The sequence below is a fragment of the Bradyrhizobium sp. CIAT3101 genome (assembly GCF_029714945.1).
Classification (GTDB): Bacteria; Pseudomonadota; Alphaproteobacteria; order Rhizobiales; family Xanthobacteraceae; genus Bradyrhizobium.
The window spans coordinates 5614478-5636444 of the sequence record NZ_CP121634.1 but is presented as its reverse complement, the minus strand read 5'-3'; the positions used below and the strand labels follow the sequence as shown (position 1 = coordinate 5636444).

At 63.1% G+C, this 21967-nt stretch carries 23 protein-coding genes; 14 read left to right on the top strand and 9 right to left on the bottom strand.

The window, feature by feature from the left end:
- Positions 1-92: 92 nt before the first annotated feature.
- The 7 genes from QA645_RS26810 (at position 93) to dusA (ending at position 8220) form a co-directional block, all read left to right on the top strand.
- Positions 93-1412 (top strand): FAD-dependent oxidoreductase, encoded by a 1320-nt coding sequence (locus tag QA645_RS26810; protein ID WP_283053346.1) that lies wholly within the window; start codon positions 93-95, stop codon positions 1410-1412.
- A 67-nt stretch (positions 1413-1479) separates the two neighbouring features.
- Positions 1480-1851, top strand: a complete 372-nt coding sequence (locus tag QA645_RS26805) for a DUF1330 domain-containing protein (RefSeq protein ID WP_283044520.1) — start codon at positions 1480-1482, stop codon at positions 1849-1851.
- 19 nt (positions 1852-1870) lie between these two features.
- Positions 1871-3388, top strand: coding sequence for an amidase family protein (locus QA645_RS26800; RefSeq protein ID WP_283044519.1), 1518 nt, complete (start codon positions 1871-1873; stop codon positions 3386-3388).
- The gene (locus QA645_RS26795; protein WP_283044518.1) at positions 3375-5036 is read left to right on the top strand and encodes an MFS transporter; all 1662 of its coding nucleotides are present in this window, start codon (positions 3375-3377) and stop codon (positions 5034-5036) included. Before QA645_RS26800 ends, QA645_RS26795 begins: the two co-directional genes overlap by 14 nt.
- A 16-nt stretch (positions 5037-5052) precedes the next feature.
- A complete protein-coding gene (locus QA645_RS26790) occupies positions 5053-5685 on the top strand; it encodes a TetR/AcrR family transcriptional regulator (RefSeq protein ID WP_283044517.1) in 633 nt (210 codons plus the stop codon).
- Between the two features lie 270 nt (positions 5686-5955).
- Complete coding sequence (locus QA645_RS26785; protein WP_283044516.1) at positions 5956-6939, top strand: alpha/beta fold hydrolase; 984 nt, start codon at positions 5956-5958, stop codon at positions 6937-6939.
- Positions 6940-7263: 324 nt separating this feature from the next.
- Positions 7264-8220: a tRNA dihydrouridine(20/20a) synthase DusA gene (gene dusA, locus QA645_RS26780; protein WP_283044515.1), complete on the top strand. Its 957-nt coding sequence runs from the start codon at positions 7264-7266 to the stop codon at positions 8218-8220.
- A 48-nt stretch (positions 8221-8268) separates the two neighbouring features.
- On the opposite strand, the gene QA645_RS26775 is transcribed toward dusA, so the two are convergent.
- The 6 genes from QA645_RS26775 to QA645_RS26750 all read right to left on the bottom strand — a co-directional run bounded on the left by QA645_RS26775 (position 8269) and on the right by QA645_RS26750 (position 13849).
- A complete protein-coding gene (locus QA645_RS26775) occupies positions 8269-8931 on the bottom strand; it encodes an outer membrane beta-barrel protein (RefSeq protein ID WP_283044514.1) in 663 nt (220 codons plus the stop codon).
- Between the two features lie 190 nt (positions 8932-9121).
- Positions 9122-9676, bottom strand: a complete 555-nt coding sequence (locus QA645_RS26770) for a TIGR02281 family clan AA aspartic protease (RefSeq protein WP_254193080.1) — start codon at positions 9674-9676, stop codon at positions 9122-9124.
- A gap of 28 nt (positions 9677-9704) precedes the next feature.
- Positions 9705-9908, bottom strand: a complete 204-nt coding sequence (locus QA645_RS26765; protein ID WP_254130606.1) for a DUF1289 domain-containing protein — start codon at positions 9906-9908, stop codon at positions 9705-9707.
- A 44-nt stretch (positions 9909-9952) separates the two neighbouring features.
- Positions 9953-11548, bottom strand: coding sequence for a HAMP domain-containing sensor histidine kinase (locus tag QA645_RS26760; protein ID WP_254130607.1), 1596 nt, complete (start codon positions 11546-11548; stop codon positions 9953-9955).
- Between the two features lie 138 nt (positions 11549-11686).
- Positions 11687-12964: a sodium:proton antiporter NhaD gene (nhaD, locus tag QA645_RS26755; protein WP_283044513.1), complete on the bottom strand. Its 1278-nt coding sequence runs from the start codon at positions 12962-12964 to the stop codon at positions 11687-11689.
- Positions 12965-12976: 12 nt separating this feature from the next.
- Positions 12977-13849: an NAD(P)-dependent oxidoreductase gene (locus tag QA645_RS26750; protein ID WP_283044512.1), complete on the bottom strand. Its 873-nt coding sequence runs from the start codon at positions 13847-13849 to the stop codon at positions 12977-12979.
- 203 nt (positions 13850-14052) lie between these two features.
- Between QA645_RS26750 and QA645_RS26745 the strand changes: the two genes are divergently transcribed.
- The 3 genes from QA645_RS26745 (at position 14053) to QA645_RS26735 (ending at position 16972) form a co-directional block, all read left to right on the top strand.
- On the top strand, positions 14053-14490 hold the full coding sequence (locus QA645_RS26745) for a VOC family protein (protein ID WP_283044511.1): 438 nt from the start codon (positions 14053-14055) through the stop codon (positions 14488-14490).
- 54 nt (positions 14491-14544) lie between these two features.
- Entirely contained in the window at positions 14545-15687 is a 1143-nt protein-coding gene (locus tag QA645_RS26740) for an Mrp/NBP35 family ATP-binding protein (protein ID WP_283044510.1), read from the top strand.
- A gap of 193 nt (positions 15688-15880) precedes the next feature.
- Positions 15881-16972 (top strand): TRAP transporter substrate-binding protein, encoded by a 1092-nt coding sequence (locus QA645_RS26735; RefSeq protein WP_254130612.1) that lies wholly within the window; start codon positions 15881-15883, stop codon positions 16970-16972.
- Here the strand turns inward: QA645_RS26735 and QA645_RS26730 are convergent.
- Positions 16944-17255 (bottom strand): hypothetical protein, encoded by a 312-nt coding sequence (locus QA645_RS26730; protein WP_283044509.1) that lies wholly within the window; start codon positions 17253-17255, stop codon positions 16944-16946. The genes QA645_RS26735 and QA645_RS26730 overlap by 29 nt on opposite strands.
- On the opposite strand from QA645_RS26730, the gene QA645_RS26725 reads away from it, so the two are divergent.
- The 4 genes from QA645_RS26725 to QA645_RS26710 all read left to right on the top strand — a co-directional run bounded on the left by QA645_RS26725 (position 17248) and on the right by QA645_RS26710 (position 20500).
- Positions 17248-17703: a GNAT family N-acetyltransferase gene (locus QA645_RS26725; RefSeq protein ID WP_283044508.1), complete on the top strand. Its 456-nt coding sequence runs from the start codon at positions 17248-17250 to the stop codon at positions 17701-17703. The genes QA645_RS26730 and QA645_RS26725 overlap by 8 nt on opposite strands.
- 95 nt (positions 17704-17798) lie before the next feature.
- Positions 17799-18842: an ABC transporter substrate-binding protein gene (locus QA645_RS26720; RefSeq protein WP_283044507.1), complete on the top strand. Its 1044-nt coding sequence runs from the start codon at positions 17799-17801 to the stop codon at positions 18840-18842.
- 150 nt (positions 18843-18992) lie between these two features.
- Positions 18993-20081 (top strand): TRAP transporter substrate-binding protein DctP, encoded by a 1089-nt coding sequence (gene dctP, locus QA645_RS26715; protein WP_283044506.1) that lies wholly within the window; start codon positions 18993-18995, stop codon positions 20079-20081.
- Between the two features lie 71 nt (positions 20082-20152).
- Complete coding sequence (locus QA645_RS26710; protein ID WP_283044505.1) at positions 20153-20500, top strand: hypothetical protein; 348 nt, start codon at positions 20153-20155, stop codon at positions 20498-20500.
- 74 nt (positions 20501-20574) lie between these two features.
- Here the strand turns inward: QA645_RS26710 and QA645_RS26705 are convergent, their stop codons facing one another.
- A complete protein-coding gene (locus QA645_RS26705) occupies positions 20575-21393 on the bottom strand; it encodes a hypothetical protein (RefSeq protein ID WP_283044504.1) in 819 nt (272 codons plus the stop codon).
- Positions 21394-21500: 107 nt separating this feature from the next.
- Positions 21501-21824, bottom strand: a complete 324-nt coding sequence (locus QA645_RS26700; protein WP_309144854.1) for a hypothetical protein — start codon at positions 21822-21824, stop codon at positions 21501-21503.
- Positions 21825-21967 lie beyond the last annotated feature (143 nt).

Sequence of the window (21967 nt, the reverse complement as noted above, 5' to 3'; positions counted from 1 at the left end):
CCGCTTTATCGGGCCTCGAAGATTTCATTAGCTCCGCCGTGAAATGGCGCGGCAAGCAGGCCTTGCGCCGCTGAGAGGAAGACTTGTCCGACATGATTGAGCCTCGCAGGATCGAGCTTGTTGCGGAGCCGCCGCAAGCGCGCGCCGTCAGTGCCGATGTTTGTGTCGTCGGCGCGGGAGCCGCCGGTGTCTCGGCTGCGATCGAGGCCAGCCGCCTGGGCTTGCATGTCTGCCTGCTCGATGCTCTGCCAGAGATCGGCGGTCAGTCCGTGAACGGTTTGATCGGAACCTTTTGCGGCTTCTATTCGACCGGATCTGCTCCCTATCAACTCACCTATGGCTTCGCTGATGACATGCTGTGCGAGTTGCAGCATCGTAACGCCTTGGCGCACCGCCCCGGGCGGAACAGCCTCGTTGCTCTCTACGATGAAACCGAACTGGCGGCCGTCTACGCTCAGTCGCTTCGCAAAGCTGGCGTCGACGTCATTCTTGGTGCCGTCATTCAGTCGGTCTCTCGCAGTGTCGATCGGATCGAGCGACTGCTGGCTCACACGCGATATGGTGCGGTGGAGGTCGCGGCGCAGACGTTCATTGATGCCAGCGGCGATGCCGTCGTGGCTGGGCTTGCAGGCGCGCGGCTCCAGGTGGCCGATGTTCCGGTGTATGGCACCAGCATGTTCGCCATCGAGGGCGTCGGGCAGCCGGTTCCGCCGCGCGCGGAGATCATCGCGAGACTGTCCGAACGGGCAGAGGGCTACGGTCTTCGCCGCAAGGATGGTTTTGTCTTCGCCTTTCCGGGTCGTGACATCTGCCTCGTCAATCTCAACCATTACCAAACGCCGCTCAACGCGGTGGCGATGACGGCACGCGGGCTTGATGCCCGTGGCGATATCGACCGGGCGCTTCGCTTCCTCGCGGAAGAATTTCCCGCAGCCTTCAGCAAGGCGCGCGTCCGCAGCGTTGGCCAGCCTGGCGTCCGCCAGACGCGCGGGGTGGTCGGCCGACGCACGCTGCGAACGGCTGATGTTCGCGAGGGGGTTCGGCCCGACGATGCGATCGCACGCAGTGCCTGGCCGATCGAGTTCCACGGCAGTGAGGAGGGGGTCTATTGGGAAGAATTTCCGGCAGGCCATCTCACCTGGATCCCTTTGTCCTGCATGGTCGCCGCTGACCTGCGCAATCTCATCGCTGCCGGCCGCTGCGTCGACGCGGAGCCGTTCGCACTAGCTGCCATCCGCGTCATCGGTCCGTGCATGGCGATGGGGGCGGCAGCGGCCGCCGCCGCAAAGCTCGGGCAGGGTGACCTCCATGCCGTCGATCCAGCCGCCGTGCAGGCGATCGTGGCGGACAATTTGGCCCGTGCCGACCCGGCCCCGTGCCGGCGGAATGCCCTTGAACAGAGCCGACATTGACAATCGACCGCCATTTGCATCAGTTTAGGAATGATCGTTCCTAAACGCAAGCCTGAAGGAGCAATACATGCCAGCCTATTTCGTGATCGAGCTTGACGTTGAGAACGGCCCGAGCCTGGACGAATACGAGCGGGAGGTGACGCAGCATGTCGTTGCCGCAGGTGGCCGTTTCCTGGTCCGCGGAAACGACTACCGGCCGATCGAGGGTGATTGGCACCCAAAGCGGCTTGTCATCGTCGAGTTTCCGGATGTGGAAGCGATCGAGCGCTACTACCACTCGGAGCCGAACCAGACGCTCAAGCGCAAACGACTCGCCGGCACCGCCGGCAAGCCGGCGCGCGCGATCGCGATTGCGGGACTGGAAACGTCCGCTGACGGATCCGGTGGCGAGCCTCGCTATGCCGGCACGGATGCCAGTGGAGCCGCAGTCTGGCGCTGAGATGTTGGGGTCGGTAACTATGCCGAGGACTGCCGTCCTTCCGTCCGAGCGCGCGGCTCAGCTCGCGGAGCTTTCGCTGGCGCAGGCCGGGCAGCTGATCCGCGAGGGCGAGGTGACGAGCCTCGCTTACGCGGAAGCCCTGCTCGAGGCCTGCGACGGGGGTGCGCAGCTCAACGCGTTCATATCGATCGAAGCGGAGATGGTTCTCGAACAGGCCCGTGCTGCCGACCGCCACCGCGCGCGCGGTCTGCCGCTTGGCCTGCTGCACGGGGTGCCGATAGCGATCAAGGACAACATCAACACCACGGGACTGCCCACCAGTGGAGGCACTGCGGCGCTGCGGCGCCATCGACCCGGTAGTGACGCCATGGTCGTCGATCGATTGCGTCGCGCGGGCGCCATCGTGCTGGGCAAGACCGGACTGCACGAATTGTCGATGGGATGGACGGGCGACAATCCCCATTTCGGCCGCGTGCGCAACCCGCATGCGCCAGATCGTATCGCCGGTGGCAGCAGCAGCGGCAGCGCCGCCGCGGTTGCCGCGCGGATGGCGCCCGCGGCGCTTGGCACGGATACCAACGGCTCGATCCGAATTCCCGCTGCCCTTTGTGGGATCGTCGGTTATCGCCCGTCGCTTGGTCGTTACCCCCTGGACGGCGTGATGCCGCTCGCGCGTACGCTCGATACCGTGGGACTTTTCGCGCGTAGCGTCGCGGACATCAAGCTGCTCGATGATGTGTTGCACGTCACTGCAAGCGCGCAGCCGGTCGCGCTAGGCTTGTCGCACAGCCTGCGTGTCGGCGTCGCGCCTGACTATTATCTTGCCAACCTCGATCGTGAGTTAGAGCGCATCTTCACCGATGCTGTGCAGCGCCTGTCGGCTGCGGGCGTGAAGATCGTACGCACCGATATTCCCGAATTGCACGATCTTGTTCCGGGGACGGTGGCCTCCATCATCGCCCACGAAGCCCCCGAGATGCTGGCGCTCTATCTCGCGGAACACGCTCCGTCAGTCACGATGGCGGCGCTGACCGCCCGGCTTGGCGAGGACCTGCATCTCGGGACGGGCGATCGTTCTGCTCTGCTTGCCGATTATTCGAATGCTCTCGCGCGGCGGCAGCAGCTGATAACCCTCTACCGCCGCCACTTCGCCGCCCATCGTCTGGACGCGCTGATGCATCCGGTTCTGCTGATGCCTGCGCCGTTCCAAGGGGCAAAGCGCGTCTCGCCGGCGCCCGATGCAGAGATCAATGGCCAGATGGTGCGGGCGTACATCGCCTATGGCCGCAATGTCGCTCCGCTGAGCCTCGTGGGCGGTCCAGCCCTTGTACTGCCTGCAGGCCTCAATGAGGCGCGCCTGCCAAATGGCATATCTTTCGAAGCTCCGCCCGGCCACGACGACGCGCTGCTTCAGCTCGGTCTGGAATTGAGCTCCGTCCTGGGACCGTCGCCTTGCCCTCAGCTTGGCCATTGTGCCGTGTCTGTAACACCCATTGCCGCTCCACCGCATGTGAAAGGGATTGATGATGACCATTGAAGTGGCAGAGCCGCATGTGCAGACGGCAACCATGACCAGAGAGGAGAGGCGGGTCATTCTCGCCTCCAGCGTCGGCACTATCTTCGAGTGGTACGATTTCTTCCTCTACGGCGCTCTGGCGACCACGATCGGCGCAAAATTTTTCAGCCCGTTCGATGAGGCGACCCGGAACATCTTTGCGCTGCTGACCTTCGCCCTCGGCTTCCTGGTCCGCCCCTTTGGCGCCTTGGTGTTCGGCCGGTTCGGCGACCTGATCGGCCGCAAATACATCTTCCTGACGACCATCGCGATCATGGGTAGCTCGACCCTGATCGTGGGCCTGTTGCCGACCTCAGACCAGATCGGAATCGCCGCGCCCATCATTCTGGTGAGCCTGCGGATCCTGCAGGGGCTTGCGATCAGCGGCGAGTTTGGCGGTGCCGCGATTTACGTCGCCGAGCACGCGCCGCCCGGACGCCGCGGCTTCTATACCGGATGGATTCCAGCCTCGATCGCATTCAGCCTGCTGCTGTCGCTTGCCGTCATTCTGATCACGCAGAGCGTGCTCGATGACACTCAGTTCAAGGCCTGGGGGTGGCGGATTCCGTTCCTCGCGTCCCTGCTTCTCCTTGGGTTATCACTCTGGATCCGCCTCCGTCTCAACGAGAGCCCGGCCTTTCTGAAGATGAAGTCCGAGGGTCGCCAGTCGCGTGCGCCGGTGCGCGAAGCGCTCGGCCGCTGGAAGAACATCCGCGTGGCGCTGATTGCATTGTTCGGCATGACGACCGCAACCGCGGTGCTCGGCTATACCGGTACATTCTACACGCTGGTTTTCCTCACCTCGACATTGAAGGTGGACGCCTACTCGGCGAACCTGCTGTTCGCGACCGCCATGATCCTGGGATCGGCGGGCTGCGTGTTCTTTGCGTGGCTGTCCGACCACATTGGCCGTAAGCCGATCATCCTGACGGGATGCGCGATTGCCGCGCTCGGCTATTTCACGATCTTCGACGCACTTGCCGAGCGCGCCAATCCGACGCTCTACCATGCCCAGGCCAACGTGGTTGTCGAGGTTCACGCCGATCCGGCCACCTGCGCATTCCAGTTCAATCCGGCCGGCACCGCGAAGTTCACCAGCTCCTGCGATATCGCCAAGGCGACGCTATCGCGCGCGTCGGTCAGCTATCGCAATGTGCGGGAGTCGGCGGGAACGCCGTCTTTCGTCAACATCAATGGCGCGAGCATCGCAGCGGGTCCCGATTTCGCGACGCGGATTGCCGAACACGTCAGGCAGGCCGGCTATCCCGCAGCCGGCGACGGCGACACGCTGCAGCTGAGTGGAATTACGGACTTGCTCGCACCGCGCGCGCTGCAGGTCGTGGGTCTGCTGCTGGCGCTCGTTCTTCTGGCACAAATGGCCCAAGGACCTGCGGCAGCGGGGATCGTCGAATTGTTTCCGACCAATATCCGTTACACCGGCATCTCGCTGCCTTACCAGATCGGAACGGGCTGGATCGGCGGTCTGCTGCCGGCGACCATGTTCGCAATGAACGCGGAATCGGGCAGCATGTATTTTGGTCTCTGGTACCCTGTCGCATTTGCAGCCTCTACCTTTCTGGTTGGGCTTTTCTTCCTGCCGGAGACCAGTCATATCGACATTGCGGACTAGGATCTGGAGCGAGACCGTGACGACAGGACGCCCCCGGCAATTTGATGAAGCGACAGTGCTCGCGACCGTCACCAGAACGTTCTGGGACAACGGCTATCATGCGACATCGATTGCCGACATCGTCGAGGCAACCGGCGTCCATCGTAACAGCCTGTACGCGACCTATGGTGACAAGCATCAATTGTTCACGGCGGCGCTGAAGGCCTACATCGATGAAGCCGGTCAACGCTTCCGGGACAAATTGCAGCACGCGGATAGCCCATACGCGGGCCTGCGTGATGCGCTACTGCACTATTCCTACGTTTCCGCGACCGCATCCGGCCCGCGGGGCTGTCTCGTCACCAACACCACGATCGAGCTGAGGCGGGAGGACAAGGACCTGACGGCGCAGATCCGCGCCGGCATGAAGCAGATCACCGATATGCTTCGGGCTGCTGTCGAGCACGGGCAGGCGATCGGCGAGATCTCGCCGGAGATCGATCCGGCTGATGCAGCGCTGTTCCTTTACAGTTTCGGCCAGGGACTGCGGGTTACCGGACGGATAGCGAGGTTGGCCGATCTGGAGCGCACCGTCGACCTTGCACTCCGGGCGCTGTATCTTCAGGGATCACCAGGAAGCGATAGGCGGATCGGGTCCGGCTCCGCCTGACTTCCGAGTCATCCGGCGTCTCGGCGCCCGTTTCCACCACGATCACCCATCGCCGGCCGGCTGCAGCGCTCCCAACGCGGACAGCGTTTCGCTCCATGCATGCGGTCTGGCCAATTCTTCACGTTTCACGAAGACTGAATTGTCTACCGCCGTCTTTTTCCGCGTGCGCAGCGAACTACGGTGACGTCCGAGGGAAGCTGCATCTTCACCGATGAAACGCGACCGTATCCAGGACCCAGAGTCTATTGCGACCCAGAACAGGAGGGCGTGTTGCTTAATCGTCGAAATCTGCTTGCTGCGGGCGCGATCGCACCTGCGCTCGTCTTGTCGCCCTCCGCCGGAGCGGTGGAGGTGAATGTGCAGGCCACGAAGGGCAAGACTTTTATCCTCGTCCACGGCTCCTGGCACTCGTCCGGCCATTGGGAGCGTCTTGCGCCACTGCTCAGCGCGGCAGGGCACGCGGTCATCGCGCCGGACCTGCCGGGCCATGGATTGAGCGCGCGATTCCCAAGCAGCTATTTTCAGCGGCCGATCGATCTCTCGAGGTTTTCGACCGAAGCGTCTCCCCTCGCCGGGATCACGCTCGACCAATATGTCGCGACCGTCGGCGGCAGCATCGAATACGCCCGCAAGGCAGGATGGGGACCTATCATTCTGGTCGGCCATAGCATGGGTGGGGTGACGACCACCGCGGTCGTCGAACAGCACGCAAAAGAGATCCACCATGTCGTCTACCTGGCGGCATTCATGCCGAGCGACGGTACCTCGGCACTGAGCTACCTCGGTGCTCCGGAAAATGCCGGGTCCGCTTTTGGTCCGTTGTTGCTGGGTGATCCCTCCAAGACCGGATGCGTGCGGATCGATATGCGTAGCGCCGATCCTACATATGTCGCTGCTCTCAAACTCGCCCTCTACAATGATGTTGAACTAGCCGATTTCCGGTCGGGGTCCAATCTGCTTACGCCGGATGATCCGATCCAGCCTTTCGCAGCTTTGACGCATCGAACGCTTGCCAATTGGGGAAGCGTGCCGCGCAGCTATGTCAGGACGTCAAAAGACAATGCCTTGCCTGTGGCGTTGCAAAACAGGTTCATTCGTGAGGCGGACGCATTCGCGTTTAGAAATCCGACCAAGGTTTACGATATTGACAGCGGGCACTCGCCGTTCATTTCACAGCCGAGAGCGCTGGCCGACATCCTGCTCGCGGTCGCAAATGCACGGGGAGACGAAGCGGTTCCGCCGTGGGCGCGCTGACCTAGCCGCGGTCGCGTAATTTATACTCGATCTGCAAACTGAGTATAACGCCACTCCAATGCAGCTTTAGATTTTATTGTATTTCATATACAAGTAATGCATGCCGCGCGTGCACACGGCTTTTCGTGTGCGCGACGTGTGCACCGAGAATCCGAATTCGCGGTTTCCGCTTCCAATCAAGGCCCAAATGAGCCTAGAAGGGCCAGGCTGCGGAAACGTGGGCGAGCTGAATTTCTCAGTCGGTCCAATAACATATAGGACTGACTGCGACTAAAATAACTTAGCAATATGAACAACTTACGCTGGAAATTTTCTTGTGCCCCGATGATGGATTGGACCGACCGGCATTGCCGGGTGTTCCACCGACATCTGACACGGCGGGGGTTGCTCTATACGGAGATGTTGACCACCGGCGCCATCATTCATGGCGACCGCGAGCGGCTGCTCGGCTTCGACGCGACCGAGCATCCGGTGGCGCTACAGCTTGGCGGCTCGGATCCGTGCGATCTCGCTGAGGCCGCGCGGATCGGCGAGGGGTTTGGCTATGACGAGATCAATCTCAATGTCGGCTGCCCATCCGATCGCGTGAAGGATGGACGCTTCGGCGCCTGTCTGATGGCGGAGCCGGAGCTCGTCGGGCGGTGTGTCGCGGCGATGAAGCACGCAGTCTCAATTCCCGTCACGGTGAAATGCCGCATTGGCATCGACGACCAGGATCCCGAAGTCGCGCTCGATACGTTGGCGCGCGCGGTGGTCGCTGCAGGCTGCGACGCGCTGATCGTGCACGCCCGGAAGGCTTGGCTGAACGGTCTGTCGCCGAAGGAGAATCGCGACATCCCGCCGCTCGATTACGACCGCGTCTATCGGCTCAAGCGCGCAATGCCGAATGTGCCTGTCATCATCAATGGCGGCATTCTGAGCATCGAGGAAGCGAAGGCGCATCTCGCGCATGTCGATGGTGTGATGCTCGGCCGCGCCGCCTATCAGGAGCCGTGGCGGCTACTCTCGGTCGATCCCGAGATGTTCGGTGAGGCGGCGCCGCACGCAACCATGCAGGACGCGTTCGAGGCGATGATCCCCTATATCGAGGTGCAGCTCGCGCGCGGCACGCGGCTGCATGCTATGACGCGCCACTTCGTCGGTGCGTTCCACGCCGTGCCCGGTGCGCGTGCCTTCCGCCGCCATCTCGCTGAGCACGGCGTGAAGCCAGGCGCCGGCGTCGACGTCTTGCGTGATGCGATCGCGCGTGTTGGTGCACGCGCGCCGGCGGAAGCTGCCTAGCCGCGAGAAAGAGCCGGATCGCAGAATCCGGCTCTCTCTTGATCACGCTCAGCGGAACAGGTCGAAATGATAGTTCACGCCGACGCGGAAGCTGTGGAATTTCGCAGCGTTCCAGTCCGGCAGGTCGTTATGCTTGAATTCGGTGTAGAGATACTCGGCCTTGGCCGACCATTTTGGCAGGAACGCCCATTCCACGCCGCCGCCCGCGGTCCAGCCCATCTTCATCTTGTTGATCGGGCCGTCCTTCAATTCGCCGGTGGCAAGACCTGCGGTCCCGAAGAACAGCAGCCGTGAATCCATCGTCGCGATGCCGGCACGGGCGCGGCCGGTCATGTACCAGGGCAGGCTGACCGCGTCGCTGTTGATTGCGTCGCGGTTCTTGATGTCTCCACCTTCGAAATCGTTCTCGATGCCGACCACGAACATCGGCGAGAGCTGGTAGTTGTAGCCGATCTGCACGCCGCCGAACGCGCCCTTGACCTTGCCGCCGCTCACCCCGACGAGATTGTTGAAGGCGTTGTCGCCGCTCTCGGCGTAGCCGGCATTGAGACCGGCATAGAGACCGGTCCAGGAATAGACAGTCTGCGGCGCCGTGTAGGCCGATGCGGCGTAACGCGGCGACAGATCGGCCGCGCTCGCGCTGCTTGCGGCGAACGCCGCGACAAAGGGCAGGGCGCGCATTGCGCGACGTAAGGCGGCTCTGGCAGTCATCACTCTCAATCTCCCACTTGGCCGCCTCCGTCACGCGAGAAGCGGCGCTCGTCCAACCCCGATCCGGGAATGCGTCTCTTATAAACCGACTGGACGGTTTGTAAATGGCGGAAATGCCACAGCCGGGATCGTTCGGTGGACGGATGACCAATTTGCCGAAGTGACCGTGCGCGGACGGAGAGCGCCGCCCTTAGTCGACAGCCGTGCGCGAACGGCGGTGGCTGCTCTGGAGCTCCGGGTAGCCGGTCAGCATCAGCGTGTCGGACCGCACGCCCCAGCTCTCCAGGCGATCGAGGAAGCTCATGCCGAGCAGGTTGGTCTTCATCAGCCCGCGCGGCACGACGAGGGCCGGCACGGATTTCTCGACGAGATGGCCGACGGCGAGCCGGTCGAGCGTGAGTCGCGCCGCCTTGGTGTGGCCGCCGGCGGTTTCGAGGTCGACGTCATATTCTAGCATCTCGAGCGGCAGCCCGATCGCCTTCGCGGTTTCCCAGGTCAGCACCACGGAGGTGGCGCCGGTATCGATCACCATGGGTGCTGCGACGCCATTGATCTTGGCGCGCAGTGCGAACTCGCCGCCCTGGCCGCGCTGGATCTGCACGGCGGGGGCGGGCGCGGCCGTCTGCGCGCGAAAAATGTGCGAGACCTTGTGGCTTGCGCGTGCGATCTGGTCGGGATCACCATAGGCGACCACGGCGCCGGCCGTGGCGGCGAGCATGATGAGAACGAGCAGGAAGCGGGTCATCGCGCGCCTCCGATGGCGCGCTGGCCGGTCAGGCCCGTTTCGACGATCCCGCGATCTGCTGCAAGCCGGCTTCCGCCATGCGCGTGGGCAGCAGCGCCATCAGCGCGAGCCGTTCGGTACTCTCCATGGCGTGCCAGCGCGCGATCTCGGGCAAGGTCCGGCCGCAGCCGAAGCACAGCTTGGTCTTGGGATCGATCATGCAGACGGCGACGCACGGCGTTTCTTTGGTCATCCGGACATAGTGGGGGATTGGCGGGCATGTCTGCAAGCATGACGTTAAGAGCCCGTGCCCGCACTCATGATCGGCTTGTGGCGCGGCCTGCGCTTCTCGTCGGGCACCATGGAACTCTCCGGCTGCAGCGGCGGCGCCTCCTCCGACAGCGGCGCGAGCGCGCTCATCACGCGCTCCGGCGGGAAGGTGACGATCACCTCGGTGCCGATGCGCAGTTTCGACTTCAGCGTGAACGTGCCGCCATGCAAGTCGATCAGGTTCTTGGCGATGGGCAGGCCGAGGCCCGCGCCCTGTTCGGCCGATTTGATCGAGTTGGAGCCCTGGCCGAACGAGGCGAGCACGACCGGGATCTCGTCCTCGGGGATGCCGGGTCCGGAGTCCTTCACCGACAGATACTGCCCGCCCGAAGCGGTCCAGCCGGCCTTGAGCCAGATCTCGCCGCCTTGCGGGGTAAACTTGATCGAGTTGGAAAGCAGGTTGAGCACGACCTGGCGGATCGCGCGCTCGTCGGCCCAGAGCCGCGGCATGGCCTGCTCGAACACCTCGTGGATGGTGATGCCGCGGCTGGAGGCGCGCAGCTTCATCAGATGGTGGCAGTCGGCGACGATTCCGACCAGCGACACCGCTTCCTCGTTCAATTCGTAGCGGCCGGCCTCGATCCGTGACAGATCAAGGATTTCGTTGATGAGATTGAGCAGGTGTACGCCGGAATTATGGATGTCCGCCGAATATTCCTTGTAGACCGGCACCGCATGCGCGCCAAAAATCTCGCTCTTCATCACCTCGGAGAAGCCGAGGATGGCGTTGAGCGGCGTGCGCAGCTCGTGGCTCATCTGCGCGAGGAAGCGCGATTTGGCGACATTGGCGGATTCGGCGCGGTGCCGCGCCTCGTCCGAGATCGCCTTGGCCTGTTCGAGCTCGCCGATCAGCGCGTCCTTCTCGGCACGTGCCTCGAGCGTGGCGAAGGTCGAGGAGTGCAGGCGATGTGCCAGCAGCACGAAATAGCCTTCGGCCCCGAGTGCGAGCGCAGCCAGGATATAATTGTCGAGCGAACCGCTCATCGCAAAGCTCAACGCCATCGCGACCGCAACCGGTGCGGTGGCGGCGAGCGCTGCGATCGGCAGATTGGCAGCCAGCATGCTCGACACTGCGATCACCAGCAGCATCAGGAACATCATCAGCGTTTCCGTGACCATGTCGAGCACGGGATGAATCAGGATCGCCATCCAGCACAGGCCGTACAGCAAATCGAGCACCACAAAGCGTGTCCGCCAGGTGCGCGTCGCCGCAGGTGAGGCAGGCTCGGCCAGGAAGCGGCGGCAGCTGCGGATCATGGCCGCGTGAAGGCAGATCATGCCGGCGGTCCAGGCCGCGGCCGGGATCGGCTGCATCCACAGCCCGAACAGCACGCCGGTGGCGACCACCAGCAGCATCACGACATAGGAGGCGGACAGGCGCGTCTGCGCATATTGGCGCAGCATCTCGGCGTCGAAGGCCGGCCGGGTTCCGCTGGTCGACGTTAACTTATCGCGCGCCTCGCGCACCCGCTGCGACGCAGCCCTTCGGCTGCTCGCCGACGGAGCGCTGATTGGTTCGGCCGGAAGCTGCACAACTTCAGGCTTTTCAGCGGGGTTACTCATCAAGCAACAACGATTCCTGCCCGCGTCGGACGCGGGACTTCTGCATTGTCTATCTCTGGCAAGAAATCCTTAAGAGGTGACTTAAGGAGCTAAAGAATTACGTTAACCGGGCGTTAATTTTGATCCGGCCGCCGCCGCTCAGTGCAGCCACGCGTGCTGTGCGACATAGACCACGGCGCCGGCCAGATAGCCCGCAAGCGCGGGCACGGCGATGCGGCGGGCATACCAGAGGAACTCGATCCGCTCGAGCCCCATGGCGGCGACGCCTGCGGCCGAGCCGATGATCAGGATCGAGCCGCCGGTGCCGGCGCAATAGGCGATGAACTCCCAGAGGAAGCTGTCGGGCGGGTAGTGGCCGAGGTCATACATGCCCATGGTCGCGGCGACCAGCGGCACGTTATCGACGATGGCGCTGAGCAGGCCGAGCACGACGACGATGACGTCCTGGCGGCCGATGGTCGTCTCCAGCCATCGGGCCAGCATCGTCAGGAGGCCGGCATGTTCGAGGCAGGCGACCGCCAGCAGAATGCCGACGAAGAACACGATCGAACCCATGTCGATCCGGGTCAGCGCGTGCGCGAGCGAGAGGGGACGACGCACATGCTCGTCCTTGTCGCGATGAACGAGCTCGCCGACGAGCCAGACGATGCCGAGGCCGAGCAGCACGCCCATGAAGGGCGGCAGATGCGTGACCGTCTTGAAGGCCGGCACCGCGATCAGCACGCCGAGCCCGAGATAGAACATCAGATTGCGCTCGAACCGGTCGACGGCGAGCAATTCGTTGTCTCTCGGCGGCGCCGCGATGGTCTTGCCCCTGAGCGACAGGCTGATGAAAGCCAGCGGCACCAGCAAATTGACCAGTGAGGGCAGGAACACCGCACGCATGATGTTCAACGGCGTGATCTGTCCACCGATCCACAGCATGGTCGTGGTGACGTCGCCGATCACGGTCCATGCGCCGCCGGCATTGGCGGCGATGACGATGAGGGAGGCGAACAGCAGGCGATCGTCGCGCCTCGCAATGAGACGCTGGATCAGCGAGACCATGACGATGGTGGTCGTCAGATTGTCCAGGATCGCGCTGAGGAAGAACGCCACGAAGCCGACCAGCCACATGAGTGTGACCTGGCTCGTGGTATTGATGCGCGAGGTGATGACCTCGAAGCCGTCATGGGCGTCGATCACCTCGACGATGGTCATCGCGCCGATCAGGAAGAACACGATCTGCGCGGTGGCGACGACGGCTTCGTCGAGCTGATGGCTGACCAGCGCGTGATCGCTGATCGTGACCGCGTAAATCGTCCAGAGCAGTCCCGCGCCGACCAGCGCGGTCGCGGTCTTGTTGATCCCGAGGGGGTGCTCGAACGCGATCGCCGCATAGGTCAGGACGAAGATGGCAGCGATCGCGGTCAGCAAGGCAGTATCAGGTCAGCGATTGAGGCGCGCCAGCAGGCTCGACGTATCCCAGCGCTTGCCGCCCATCTTCTCGACCTCGGCGTAGAACTGGTCGACCAGCGCGGTGACAGGCAGATTGGCGCCGTTGCGGCGGGCCTCAGCCAGCGCGATCGAGAGGTCCTTGCGCATCCATTCGACCGCGAAGCCGAAATCGTACTTGTTCTCGTTCATGGTCTTGTAGCGGTTCTCCATCTGCCAGGACTGCGCTGCGCCCTTGGAAATGGTTTCGATCACCGCGGCGACGTCGAGGCCACTCTTCTTGGCGAAGTGGATACCCTCGGAGAGGCCCTGCACGAGGCCGGCGATGCAGATCTGGTTGACCATCTTGGTCAGTTGTCCGGAGCCGGCGGGCCCGAGCAGCTTGCACATCCGCGCATAGGCGCCCGTGATGATCGGCTCAGCGCCGGCATAAACATCCTGCGCGCCGCCGCACATCACCGTCAGCACGCCGTTCTCCGCGCCGGCCTGACCGCCGGAGACGGGAGCGTCGATGAACTTGAAGCCGGCCTTGGTCGCAGCCGCATCGAGTTCGCGCGCAACCTCGGCGGAAGCGGTGGTGTGGTCGACGAAGGTCGCGCCCTTCTTCATGCCGGCAAAGGCGCCGTCGGCACCGATCGTGACGGCGCGCAGGTCGTTGTCGTTGCCGACGCAGCACATCACGAAGTCCTGGCCTTCGGCCGCGGTCTTCGGGGTCGCCGCGGTCTTGCCGCCGAACTTGTCCGCCCACTCCTTCGCCTTGGCGGCGGTGCGGTTGTAGACGGTGACCTCATGGCCCCCTTTTTTCACGAGGTGTCCGGCCATGGGGAAGCCCATCACGCCGAGACCGAGGAAAGCGACTTTAGCCATGTGTGTGTCCGTAGCTTGAGTTTTACGGTTGCAGCCGGGCGAGGGGCGCCAGCCGGGGGTCCTTGAGGTTCCGCGCCAGGGCGGACCGGGCGCACCATAAACCGTTGCGGCCGGAGGGCAACGGCTTCGTTTGGCGGCCTCCTGTGCTAGGATGCAGGGACTAAGGACTTCAACAAGGACTTCAAAACAAGGGAGCGAAAAGCATGGGCGGCGTGAGCGTTGGCGTCCTCGATCATTTCAACATCCGGACCCGGAATCTGGCCGAGACGGTCCGCTTCTACGAGGACGTGCTGGGCCTGGAAAAAGGCGCCCGGCCGAATTTCGCCTTCCCGGGGGCCTGGATGTACAGCGAGGGCAAGGCGGTGGTGCACCTCGTCGATATTTCCCCGACCTCCGAGCCGCAAAAGCCGGATTCCGGCGTGGTCCACCATGTCGCCTTCGTCAGCCGGGGCTTCGACGGCATGAAGCAGCGCCTGGCCTCCAAGGGCATGAAATTCGATAGCCGCCAGGTGCCGGGCGGCGACCTCTGGCAGATCTTCGTCCACGACCCCAACGGGGTCATGATCGAGCTCAATTACGAGGCGGCCCAGGAGCAGGGGGCAGCACCTTCCGAGATGGCTGACGATATCGGCAAGCAGTAGCCTTTTGGCCGTTTCCGCTCTAATGGGGCATCTTGAATTTCTAGGAGATGCGCTTTGAGCGTGACGCAGCAACAGGTTCTCGACAGCCTCGCCAAGATCAAGTCGCCCCGCGGGGTCGCGCTCATCAATGCCAATGTGCTGAGCGCGATCAGCGCCTCCGACGGCAAGGTGTTCTTCTCGATCAATGTCGATGCCGCCGAGGCGCGGGCCTGGGAATCCGTCCGCGCCGAAGCCGAGGCTGCCGTGCGCGGCATTCCCGGCGTCACCACCGTGATGGTCGCCCTGACCGCCGAGCGCAAGGCAGGCAGCTCGCCGCCGCCACCCCCGCAACCGAGCCGCGGCACGCCCGGCGTGCAGCCGGTCCATGCCCACAAGCCGCCGCCGCAGGGCGGTGCTCAATCGCCGATGGCACGGCAGTCCGAGATTCCGGGCGTCGCCGCCGTGATCGCGGTGGCCTCCGGCAAGGGTGGCGTCGGCAAATCGACCACCGCGCTCAATCTGGCACTCGGCCTGCGCGATCTCGGCCTCAAGGTCGGGCTGCTCGATGCCGACATCTACGGCCCCTCGGTGCCGCGGCTGACCGGCCTGCACGAGAAGCCGGAGCTGGACGGCGAGCGAAAAATGATTCCGCTCCGGCGCTTCGGCCTCGCCATCATGTCGATCGGCTTCCTGGTCGAGGAAGAGACCGCGATGATCTGGCGCGGCCCGATGGTGATGTCGGCGGTGACGCAGATGCTGCGCGACGTCGCCTGGGGCACGCTCGACGTGCTCGTCGTCGACATGCCGCCGGGTACCGGCGATGCCCAGCTCACGCTGGCGCAGAACGTGCCGCTGAAGGGCGCCGTGATCGTCTCGACCCCGCAGGACCTGTCCCTGATCGACGCGCGGCGTGGGCTCGCCATGTTCAAGAAGGTCAACGTGCCCGTGCTCGGCATCGTCGAGAACATGAGCTACTTCCAGTGCCCGCATTGCGGCACGAAATCCGACATCTTCGGCCATGGCGGGGCGCGCCACGAGGCCGAGAAGCTCCAGGTACCGTTCCTGGGCGAGATCCCGCTGCATATGGCGATTCGTGCGACCTCGGACGCCGGCAATCCCGTTGTCGACAGCGAGCCGGACGGCCCCCATGCGGCGATCTATCGCGCCATCGCGGGACAGGTCCGGGACCAGCTCAAGGGCGTCATCGCGGCCGCTTAAGCCTGAAGTCAGGGGACATGCGACTTTGGTCGCCCCCCGTCATGTCATTGTCGCGTTCCGCGGAAGTGGCTTCCGTGTTAAACGCCACGGCAGCGAAGCCCCTTCGGTTCGACGCGGTCCACATCGCGTCGCCGGAATGAGCGGCAGCCAAGAGGAAGTTCGGGGAAACGCCCCAGCAAGGAGAGACCTGAAGATGAAGCGTCGTGATTTCCTGAAAGTGTCGGCAGCAGGTGCGGCGGCAACCGCCGCGGTGGCCTCGCCGGCGATTGCGCAGTCCTCGCCCGAGATCAAGTGGCGCATGACGTCGAGCTTCCCGAAGTCGCTCGACACCATCTATGGCGGCGGCGAGCAGGTGGCGAAGTACGTCGCCGAGATGACCGACAACAAGTTCCAGATCCAGGTGTTCGCTGCCGGCGAAATCGTCCCCGGCCTGCAGGCCCTCGACGCGACCTCGAACGGCACGGTCGAGATGTGCCACACCGTCTCCTACTACTACGTCGGCAAGGACCCGACCTGGGCGATCTACGCCTCGGTGCCGTTCGGCCTCAACGCGCGCCAGCAGAACTCCTGGTGGTACCAGGGCGGCGGCGAGCAGCTCGGCAACGAGTTCTTCAAGAAGTCGAACGTGATCGGCTTCCCCTGCGGCAACACCGGCACCCAGATGGGCGGCTGGTTCCGCAAGGAGATCAAGACCGTTGCGGATCTCTCGGGCCTGAAGATGCGCATCGGCGGCATCGCCGGCCAGGTGCTCCAGAAGGTCGGCGTGGTGCCGCAGCAGCTCGCCGGCGGCGACATCTATCCGGCGCTGGAAAAGGGCACCATCGACGCGGCCGAGTGGGTCGGCCCCTACGATGACGAGAAGCTCGGCTTCGCCAAGGTCGCGAAGTACTACTACTATCCGGGCTTCTGGGAAGGCGGTCCGACCGTCCACGCCTTCACCAACCTCGACAAGTGGAATTCGCTGCCGAAGAACTACCAGGCGATCCTCACCAACGCGATGGCCAACGCCAACACCTGGATGGCCGCGCGTTACGACATGCAGAACCCGGCGGCGCTGAAGCGTCTGGTCGCCGGCGGCACCCAGCTCCGTCCCTTCACCAACGAAGTGCTCGAGGCCTGCCTCAAGGCGACCAACGAGCTGTGGGGCGAGATCTCGGCCAAGAACGCCGACTTCAAGAAGTCGATCGACGCCATGCAGGCCTACCGCTCCGACGAATATCTGTGGTGGCAGGTCGCCGAATACACCTACGACAGCTTCATGATCCGCTCGCGCACCCGCGGCTGATCTTCGAGCACACTGTCAGACCGAATAGCCCGGCCTCGCTCGCGAGGCCGGGCTTTTTCTTTGGCGGCGCATCGGGCGCCGAACAGGAAATCCGCAAAACAACCCCATGCACAGTAGACGCCGGGAACGACGTCGTCTCGCGGTTCGCGACGGCTTGCCCGACCGTCATTGCGAGCGGATGGAGTTGCGCTTGACCCGTCGGGCAAAACAGTGGCAAAAGGTGATGATCGAATAATCCGAAATTAGCGCGCGGCGCTGCGGAGTTTTCATCAACAATGAACATCAGCTTTCGTCGCGCCGAATGGGCCGATCTTCCGGCCATCGTCGCGCTTCTGGCCGACGACGTCCTGGGGCAGCAGCGGGAGGATTCCAGCTCGCCGACAAACCCGTGCTACGTCGATGCGTTCAAGGCCATCCTTGCCGATGCCAATCAGCTCCAGGCGGTGGCGATCTTGAACAACGAGGTGATCGGCACCTTGCAATTGACCTTCATCCCTGGGCTGGCCCGGAAAGGTGCGTGGCGCGGACAGATCGAGGCGGTGAGGATCGCTGCGGCCCATCGGGGAACAGGTGCCGGGCAGCAGATGTTCGAATGGGCCATCGGCGAATGCAAGGCCAGAGGCTGCGATCTCGTCCAGCTGACGACCGACAAGACGCGCCCGGATGCACATCGCTTCTACGAAAGGCTGGGATTTGTCGGCAGCCACATCGGCTACAAGCTGGCGCTATAGCCGGGATCGGAATCTCGCACCGCAGCAGTCTTCGGCCACGTCGCGATTGTGCTATCGTTTCGGTCAGAGGGACCGCCCAGGCCGTCGGGTTTGCCATGACCATTCGCGGTGCTCGCCTTGGCCGGCGAGGTGACCATCGAGTGAGGCGCCGGGAGTTCGTTACGCTCCTCGTTGGTTCGGCGACTGCGCTTGCACTGTCGCGCACCGGACACGCGCAGCCAGGGCGCTTGCGGCGCGTCGGCATTCTCCTGGGTTGGGATGAAAACAATGCTTCATCAAAGTTCCTTTTCTCCAGGTTGACGCAGCGGCTTCGCGAGTTGGGTTGGCGAGAAGAAAGCAACATCCGGCTCGACGTTCGCTGGGCTGCAGGAAATGTGGATCGGATGCGGGTCCAGGCGAAAGAGCTGGTTGAACTCGGACCCGACTTGATCGTCACATGCACGACCCCGGCAACCGCTGCACTCCTCCGAGAGACGCGGACGCTGCCGGTCGTCTTTGTCATCGTGTCTGATCCGATAGGTGCCGGGTTCGTCGCGAGCCTTTCCCGTCCTGGCGCGAATATCACGGGCTTCATCAACCTGGAGCCGACCATGGGCGGCAAATGGCTTGAGCTTCTCAAGGAGATCGCGCCTCGCGTGATGCGGGTCGCAATCATGTTCAATCCAGATACCGCCCCCTCGGGCGGATCATATTTCCTTCCTTCGTTCGAAGCTGCCGCACGCTCAGTCGGCGTCGAGGCGATGAAAGCGCCCGTTCGCAGTGAGGGAGACATCGAAAGAACGATTGCGATGCTTGGACAGGAGCCAAGCGGAGGACTCGTTGTCCAATCGGATGGATTTATGCTTGCTCATCGTGCAAAGGTCATATCGCTTTCGGTGCAACATCATGTTCCCGCGGTTTCAGATCGAACGCTACCGACCGAGCAAGGCGGGCTGCTCTCGTATGGCCCCGTAGACGAGGATCTCTTTGCTGGGGCGGCCGTCTACGTCGATCGCATTCTCCATGGCACGAAACCGGCAGAGCTTCCGGTGCAGGTGCCGACCAAATTCGAGCTCAGATTGAATCTCAAGACGGCAAAGGCGCTCGGCCTTACGATCCCACCGTCAATTCTTGGCCGCGCCGACGACGTCATCGAGTGACACCAGACCAAATCGGCCGGCCCCGAGCAGGCCGGAATTTTTTCCTCGCCGCGATGCGATCACGATGGCATTCGCTCCGGCCTTGCGCCATGCTGCTCTCCAAGCCTCGGCAAGAAGGCTCACAATCATCATTCATCAGGGCAGGAAATCATGAAGAGACGAGACTTCATCAAGGTCACAGGACTGGCTGCGGCCGGCGCGGCCACGCTCGCTTCTCCCGCGATCGCGCAGTCGATGCCGGAGATCAAATGGCGCATGCCGACGAGCTGGCCGAAATCGCTCGATACGCTGTTCGGCGGCGCCGAGATGATGTGCAAGATGGTCGCGGAGGCGACCGACAACAAGTTTCAGATCCAGATCTTTGCGGCCGGTGAGATCGTGCCGGGCCTGCAGGTGCTGGACGCCGTGCAGAACGCCACCTGCGAGATCGGCCACACTGCGTCCTACTATTATTTCGGAAAGGACCCGACCTTCACCTTCGGCTCGTCGGTGCCGTTCGGTCCGAACATGCGTATCAACCAGGCCTGGTACATGCTGGGCGGCGGGCGCGAGATTCTCAACGAGTTCTACAAGAGCTACAACGTCGTCTCGCTGCTCGCCGGCAATACCGGTTGCCAGATGGGCGGCTGGTTCAGGAAAGAGGTCAACACGCCGGATGATCTCAGGGGCATGAAATTCCGCATCGGCGGCTTTGCCGGCCGCGTGCTCCAAAAGCTCGGTACGGTGCCGCAGCAGCTTGCCGGCGGCGACATCTATCCGGCGCTGGAGAAGGGCACCATCGACGCCGCCGAATGGGTCGGCCCCTATGACGACGAGAAGCTCGGCTTCTACAAGATCGCGCCGCACTACTACTATCCCGGCTGGTGGGAGGGCGGCCCGATGCTGCTCGCCTTCGTCAATCTCGACAAATGGAACGCGCTGCCGAAATATTACCAGAGCGTGCTCGCGCAGGCCGGGCATTACGCCAACAATTACATGATGGCGCGCTACGACCAGGCCAATCCGCTGGCGCTGAAGAAGCTGCTCGCCAACGGCACCAAGCTGCACGCCTTCTCGCCGCCGATCATGGATGCCTGCCACAAGGCCGCGAAAGAGCTGCACGACGAGGTCTCGGCGACCAACCCCAACTTCAAGAAGGTCTACGAGTCCCTCACCAAATTCTCCAACGACGGCTATGCCTGGTTCCAGGTCGGCGAGGTCGGCTACGACATCTTCATGGCGCGTCACTCGCAGAGCTGAACGCTAACATCTGGCGAATGCAGGTCCCGGTGCGAAGGCTCCGGGGCCTGCAGCGATCGTTGGGAGTGACAATGGGCTTCGATGCCGACGAGATTCAGAGCGCGATGCGCAAGGCATGGTCGTTGTCGACGGCGAGCCAATGGACGGCGGATAATCCCGCGGCAGGGCAGTGCAACGTCACGGCGCTGCTCGTTCATGAACTCTTCGGCGGTGACCTGCTGAAAACGCCGCTGCCGGCCGGCGATCATTTCTACAACCGGATCGAAGGCTGGCGATATGACTTCACGGCCAGCCAGTTCGCTCAGCCGATCGTTTACACGGACCTGCCGACGGATCGGGCCGAGGCGGAGCAGGGCGCAACGAACGAGCAGCGGGTTGCACTCGGAGCTGCCTTTCGCGAGCACTGGGCCGGTTCCTAGGCCGTGTACCAATAACCTCGGAGGTGTGATGCGCTCGCATTCGTCGCGAAGCGCGAACGCGGCTCGCAGCCACTTCAATTCGTCGTGGTCTTGCTGCCGCGCATGGACACGAGCTTGTCCTCACGAAATCCGAGAATGAGCCAAGCGGTCTCATCGAAACCGTCTGCGGGCTTTCCCGCGTGAGAATACACGATCTGAGCAGCTTCCGACTTCGACGGCGGTCCCAACGCCGTGATGACCTCCTGACGCGACATACCCAAATGCAGCTTGCTGTCGAAGACGACGGGCGCGAACTTCTCCGGGATGATGGCGCAATCGGCCGAGGCCCCGGCGTCTTTCTCGGTGAGTTCTTCAACGATCTCCGTGACGAGATGGTCCGGGCCGCCGAGCTCTCCGCTGGACACGACCCACAATCGATGCTGCGCGCGCCGATAACACAGCCAATAGATGCTACCTCCAGCGTCGCCCTGGTGTTGGATGGTCCCTTCGCCCACGGCTTTACGGACCGCGTCGAGCCGCGTCTCTTCGAAGCGGCCGGCGAATGCGCCTAGCGAAAAGCGGGTCGCCAATCTCTTCACGACCGTCGGCGGCACGCGCTCGAGCGCATGGTCGTCGATTGGCGGCGGCGGTGTCTGCGCGGAGCAGTCGCCCGCGGGGATCGCGAAAAGGAGAAGCAGCAGGAAGAGCGTCTTGCGACCATCAACTCCGAATTGCCTTACATTGGAGATTGGGCGCTTCTGGAATAGCCCCTTTTGTTTGGCAAGGATGGCGCCAACATCGAGGTCTTTGACGCACCCGGCTGCTCTGTCCGCCAGTCCTTTATATATTTCTCGCCTCAGCAAGTCGCGCCCAGGCGCCGAGAGTGCGGGCGTCAGTTTCCGGGTGTCGAACACGTCAGTCTATCTCCTGCGACGAAGAACGGCACAACATATCATAGCTGACGTGTGGAGGAGCCTCCCCACCAGCAACCGCCCCGGAACGAATTCAGCTCGGGATTGCATTAATCAAGCGGCGTGCCAAGGCCGCTCGGCAATATGACCGTGATAACGTTCTGTCCTTCCTCGGGGTGGCGCGAGATGTGTCCTCTCCCGTGCGTATCCTCGACGAGAACAAATTTTCCCGCCGGGAGGCATCTCACCTGCCCATCGCTCGTTTCAAATTCCACTTGGCCATCCAGCCATATGGCGAGGAGTCGATCCGGCGGCGTGTGAAAGCCGGCTTCGCGTACCCCAGCGGGGATGTGAGCGAAACGGATGCGTGACGCTGGGTAGTAAGCCGAAAGTTCAAACGGCGCTTCGTTGGGAAACGCCGGCTTCATCGTCATTGCGATATCGACTTCTCCAAAATGGGATTCCCCGTCAGGCGTTGCATATATGCGCAGGCACCTCATCCCGGCCTCCATCGCTCCGTCTAGGTTACGCGGTTGCGTCGATAGCTGCGAAGAGCTTCTGCCATGACCTGATCCCT

Coding starts and splice junctions, on each gene's coding strand:
- QA645_RS26810 (WP_283053346.1), top strand. CDS start 93: ATGATTGAGCCTCGCAGGATCGAGCTTGTTGCGGAGCCGCCGCAAGCG.
- QA645_RS26805 (WP_283044520.1), top strand. CDS start 1,480: ATGCCAGCCTATTTCGTGATCGAGCTTGACGTTGAGAACGGCCCGAGC.
- QA645_RS26800 (WP_283044519.1), top strand. CDS start 1,871: ATGCCGAGGACTGCCGTCCTTCCGTCCGAGCGCGCGGCTCAGCTCGCG.
- QA645_RS26795 (WP_283044518.1), top strand. CDS start 3,375: ATGATGACCATTGAAGTGGCAGAGCCGCATGTGCAGACGGCAACCATG.
- dusA (WP_283044515.1), top strand. CDS start 7,264: ATGATGGATTGGACCGACCGGCATTGCCGGGTGTTCCACCGACATCTG.
- QA645_RS26775 (WP_283044514.1), bottom strand. CDS start 8,931: ATGACTGCCAGAGCCGCCTTACGTCGCGCAATGCGCGCCCTGCCCTTT.
- QA645_RS26770 (WP_254193080.1), bottom strand. CDS start 9,676: ATGACCCGCTTCCTGCTCGTTCTCATCATGCTCGCCGCCACGGCCGGC.
- QA645_RS26765 (WP_254130606.1), bottom strand. CDS start 9,908: ATGACCAAAGAAACGCCGTGCGTCGCCGTCTGCATGATCGATCCCAAG.
- QA645_RS26760 (WP_254130607.1), bottom strand. CDS start 11,548: ATGAGTAACCCCGCTGAAAAGCCTGAAGTTGTGCAGCTTCCGGCCGAA.
- QA645_RS26750 (WP_283044512.1), bottom strand. CDS start 13,849: ATGGCTAAAGTCGCTTTCCTCGGTCTCGGCGTGATGGGCTTCCCCATG.
- QA645_RS26745 (WP_283044511.1), top strand. CDS start 14,053: ATGGGCGGCGTGAGCGTTGGCGTCCTCGATCATTTCAACATCCGGACC.
- QA645_RS26735 (WP_254130612.1), top strand. CDS start 15,881: ATGAAGCGTCGTGATTTCCTGAAAGTGTCGGCAGCAGGTGCGGCGGCA.
- QA645_RS26725 (WP_283044508.1), top strand. CDS start 17,248: ATGAACATCAGCTTTCGTCGCGCCGAATGGGCCGATCTTCCGGCCATC.
- QA645_RS26730 (WP_283044509.1), bottom strand. CDS start 17,255: ATGTTCATTGTTGATGAAAACTCCGCAGCGCCGCGCGCTAATTTCGGA.
- QA645_RS26720 (WP_283044507.1), top strand. CDS start 17,799: ATGACCATTCGCGGTGCTCGCCTTGGCCGGCGAGGTGACCATCGAGTG.
- dctP (WP_283044506.1), top strand. CDS start 18,993: ATGAAGAGACGAGACTTCATCAAGGTCACAGGACTGGCTGCGGCCGGC.
- QA645_RS26710 (WP_283044505.1), top strand. CDS start 20,153: ATGGGCTTCGATGCCGACGAGATTCAGAGCGCGATGCGCAAGGCATGG.
- QA645_RS26700 (WP_309144854.1), bottom strand. CDS start 21,824: ATGACGATGAAGCCGGCGTTTCCCAACGAAGCGCCGTTTGAACTTTCG.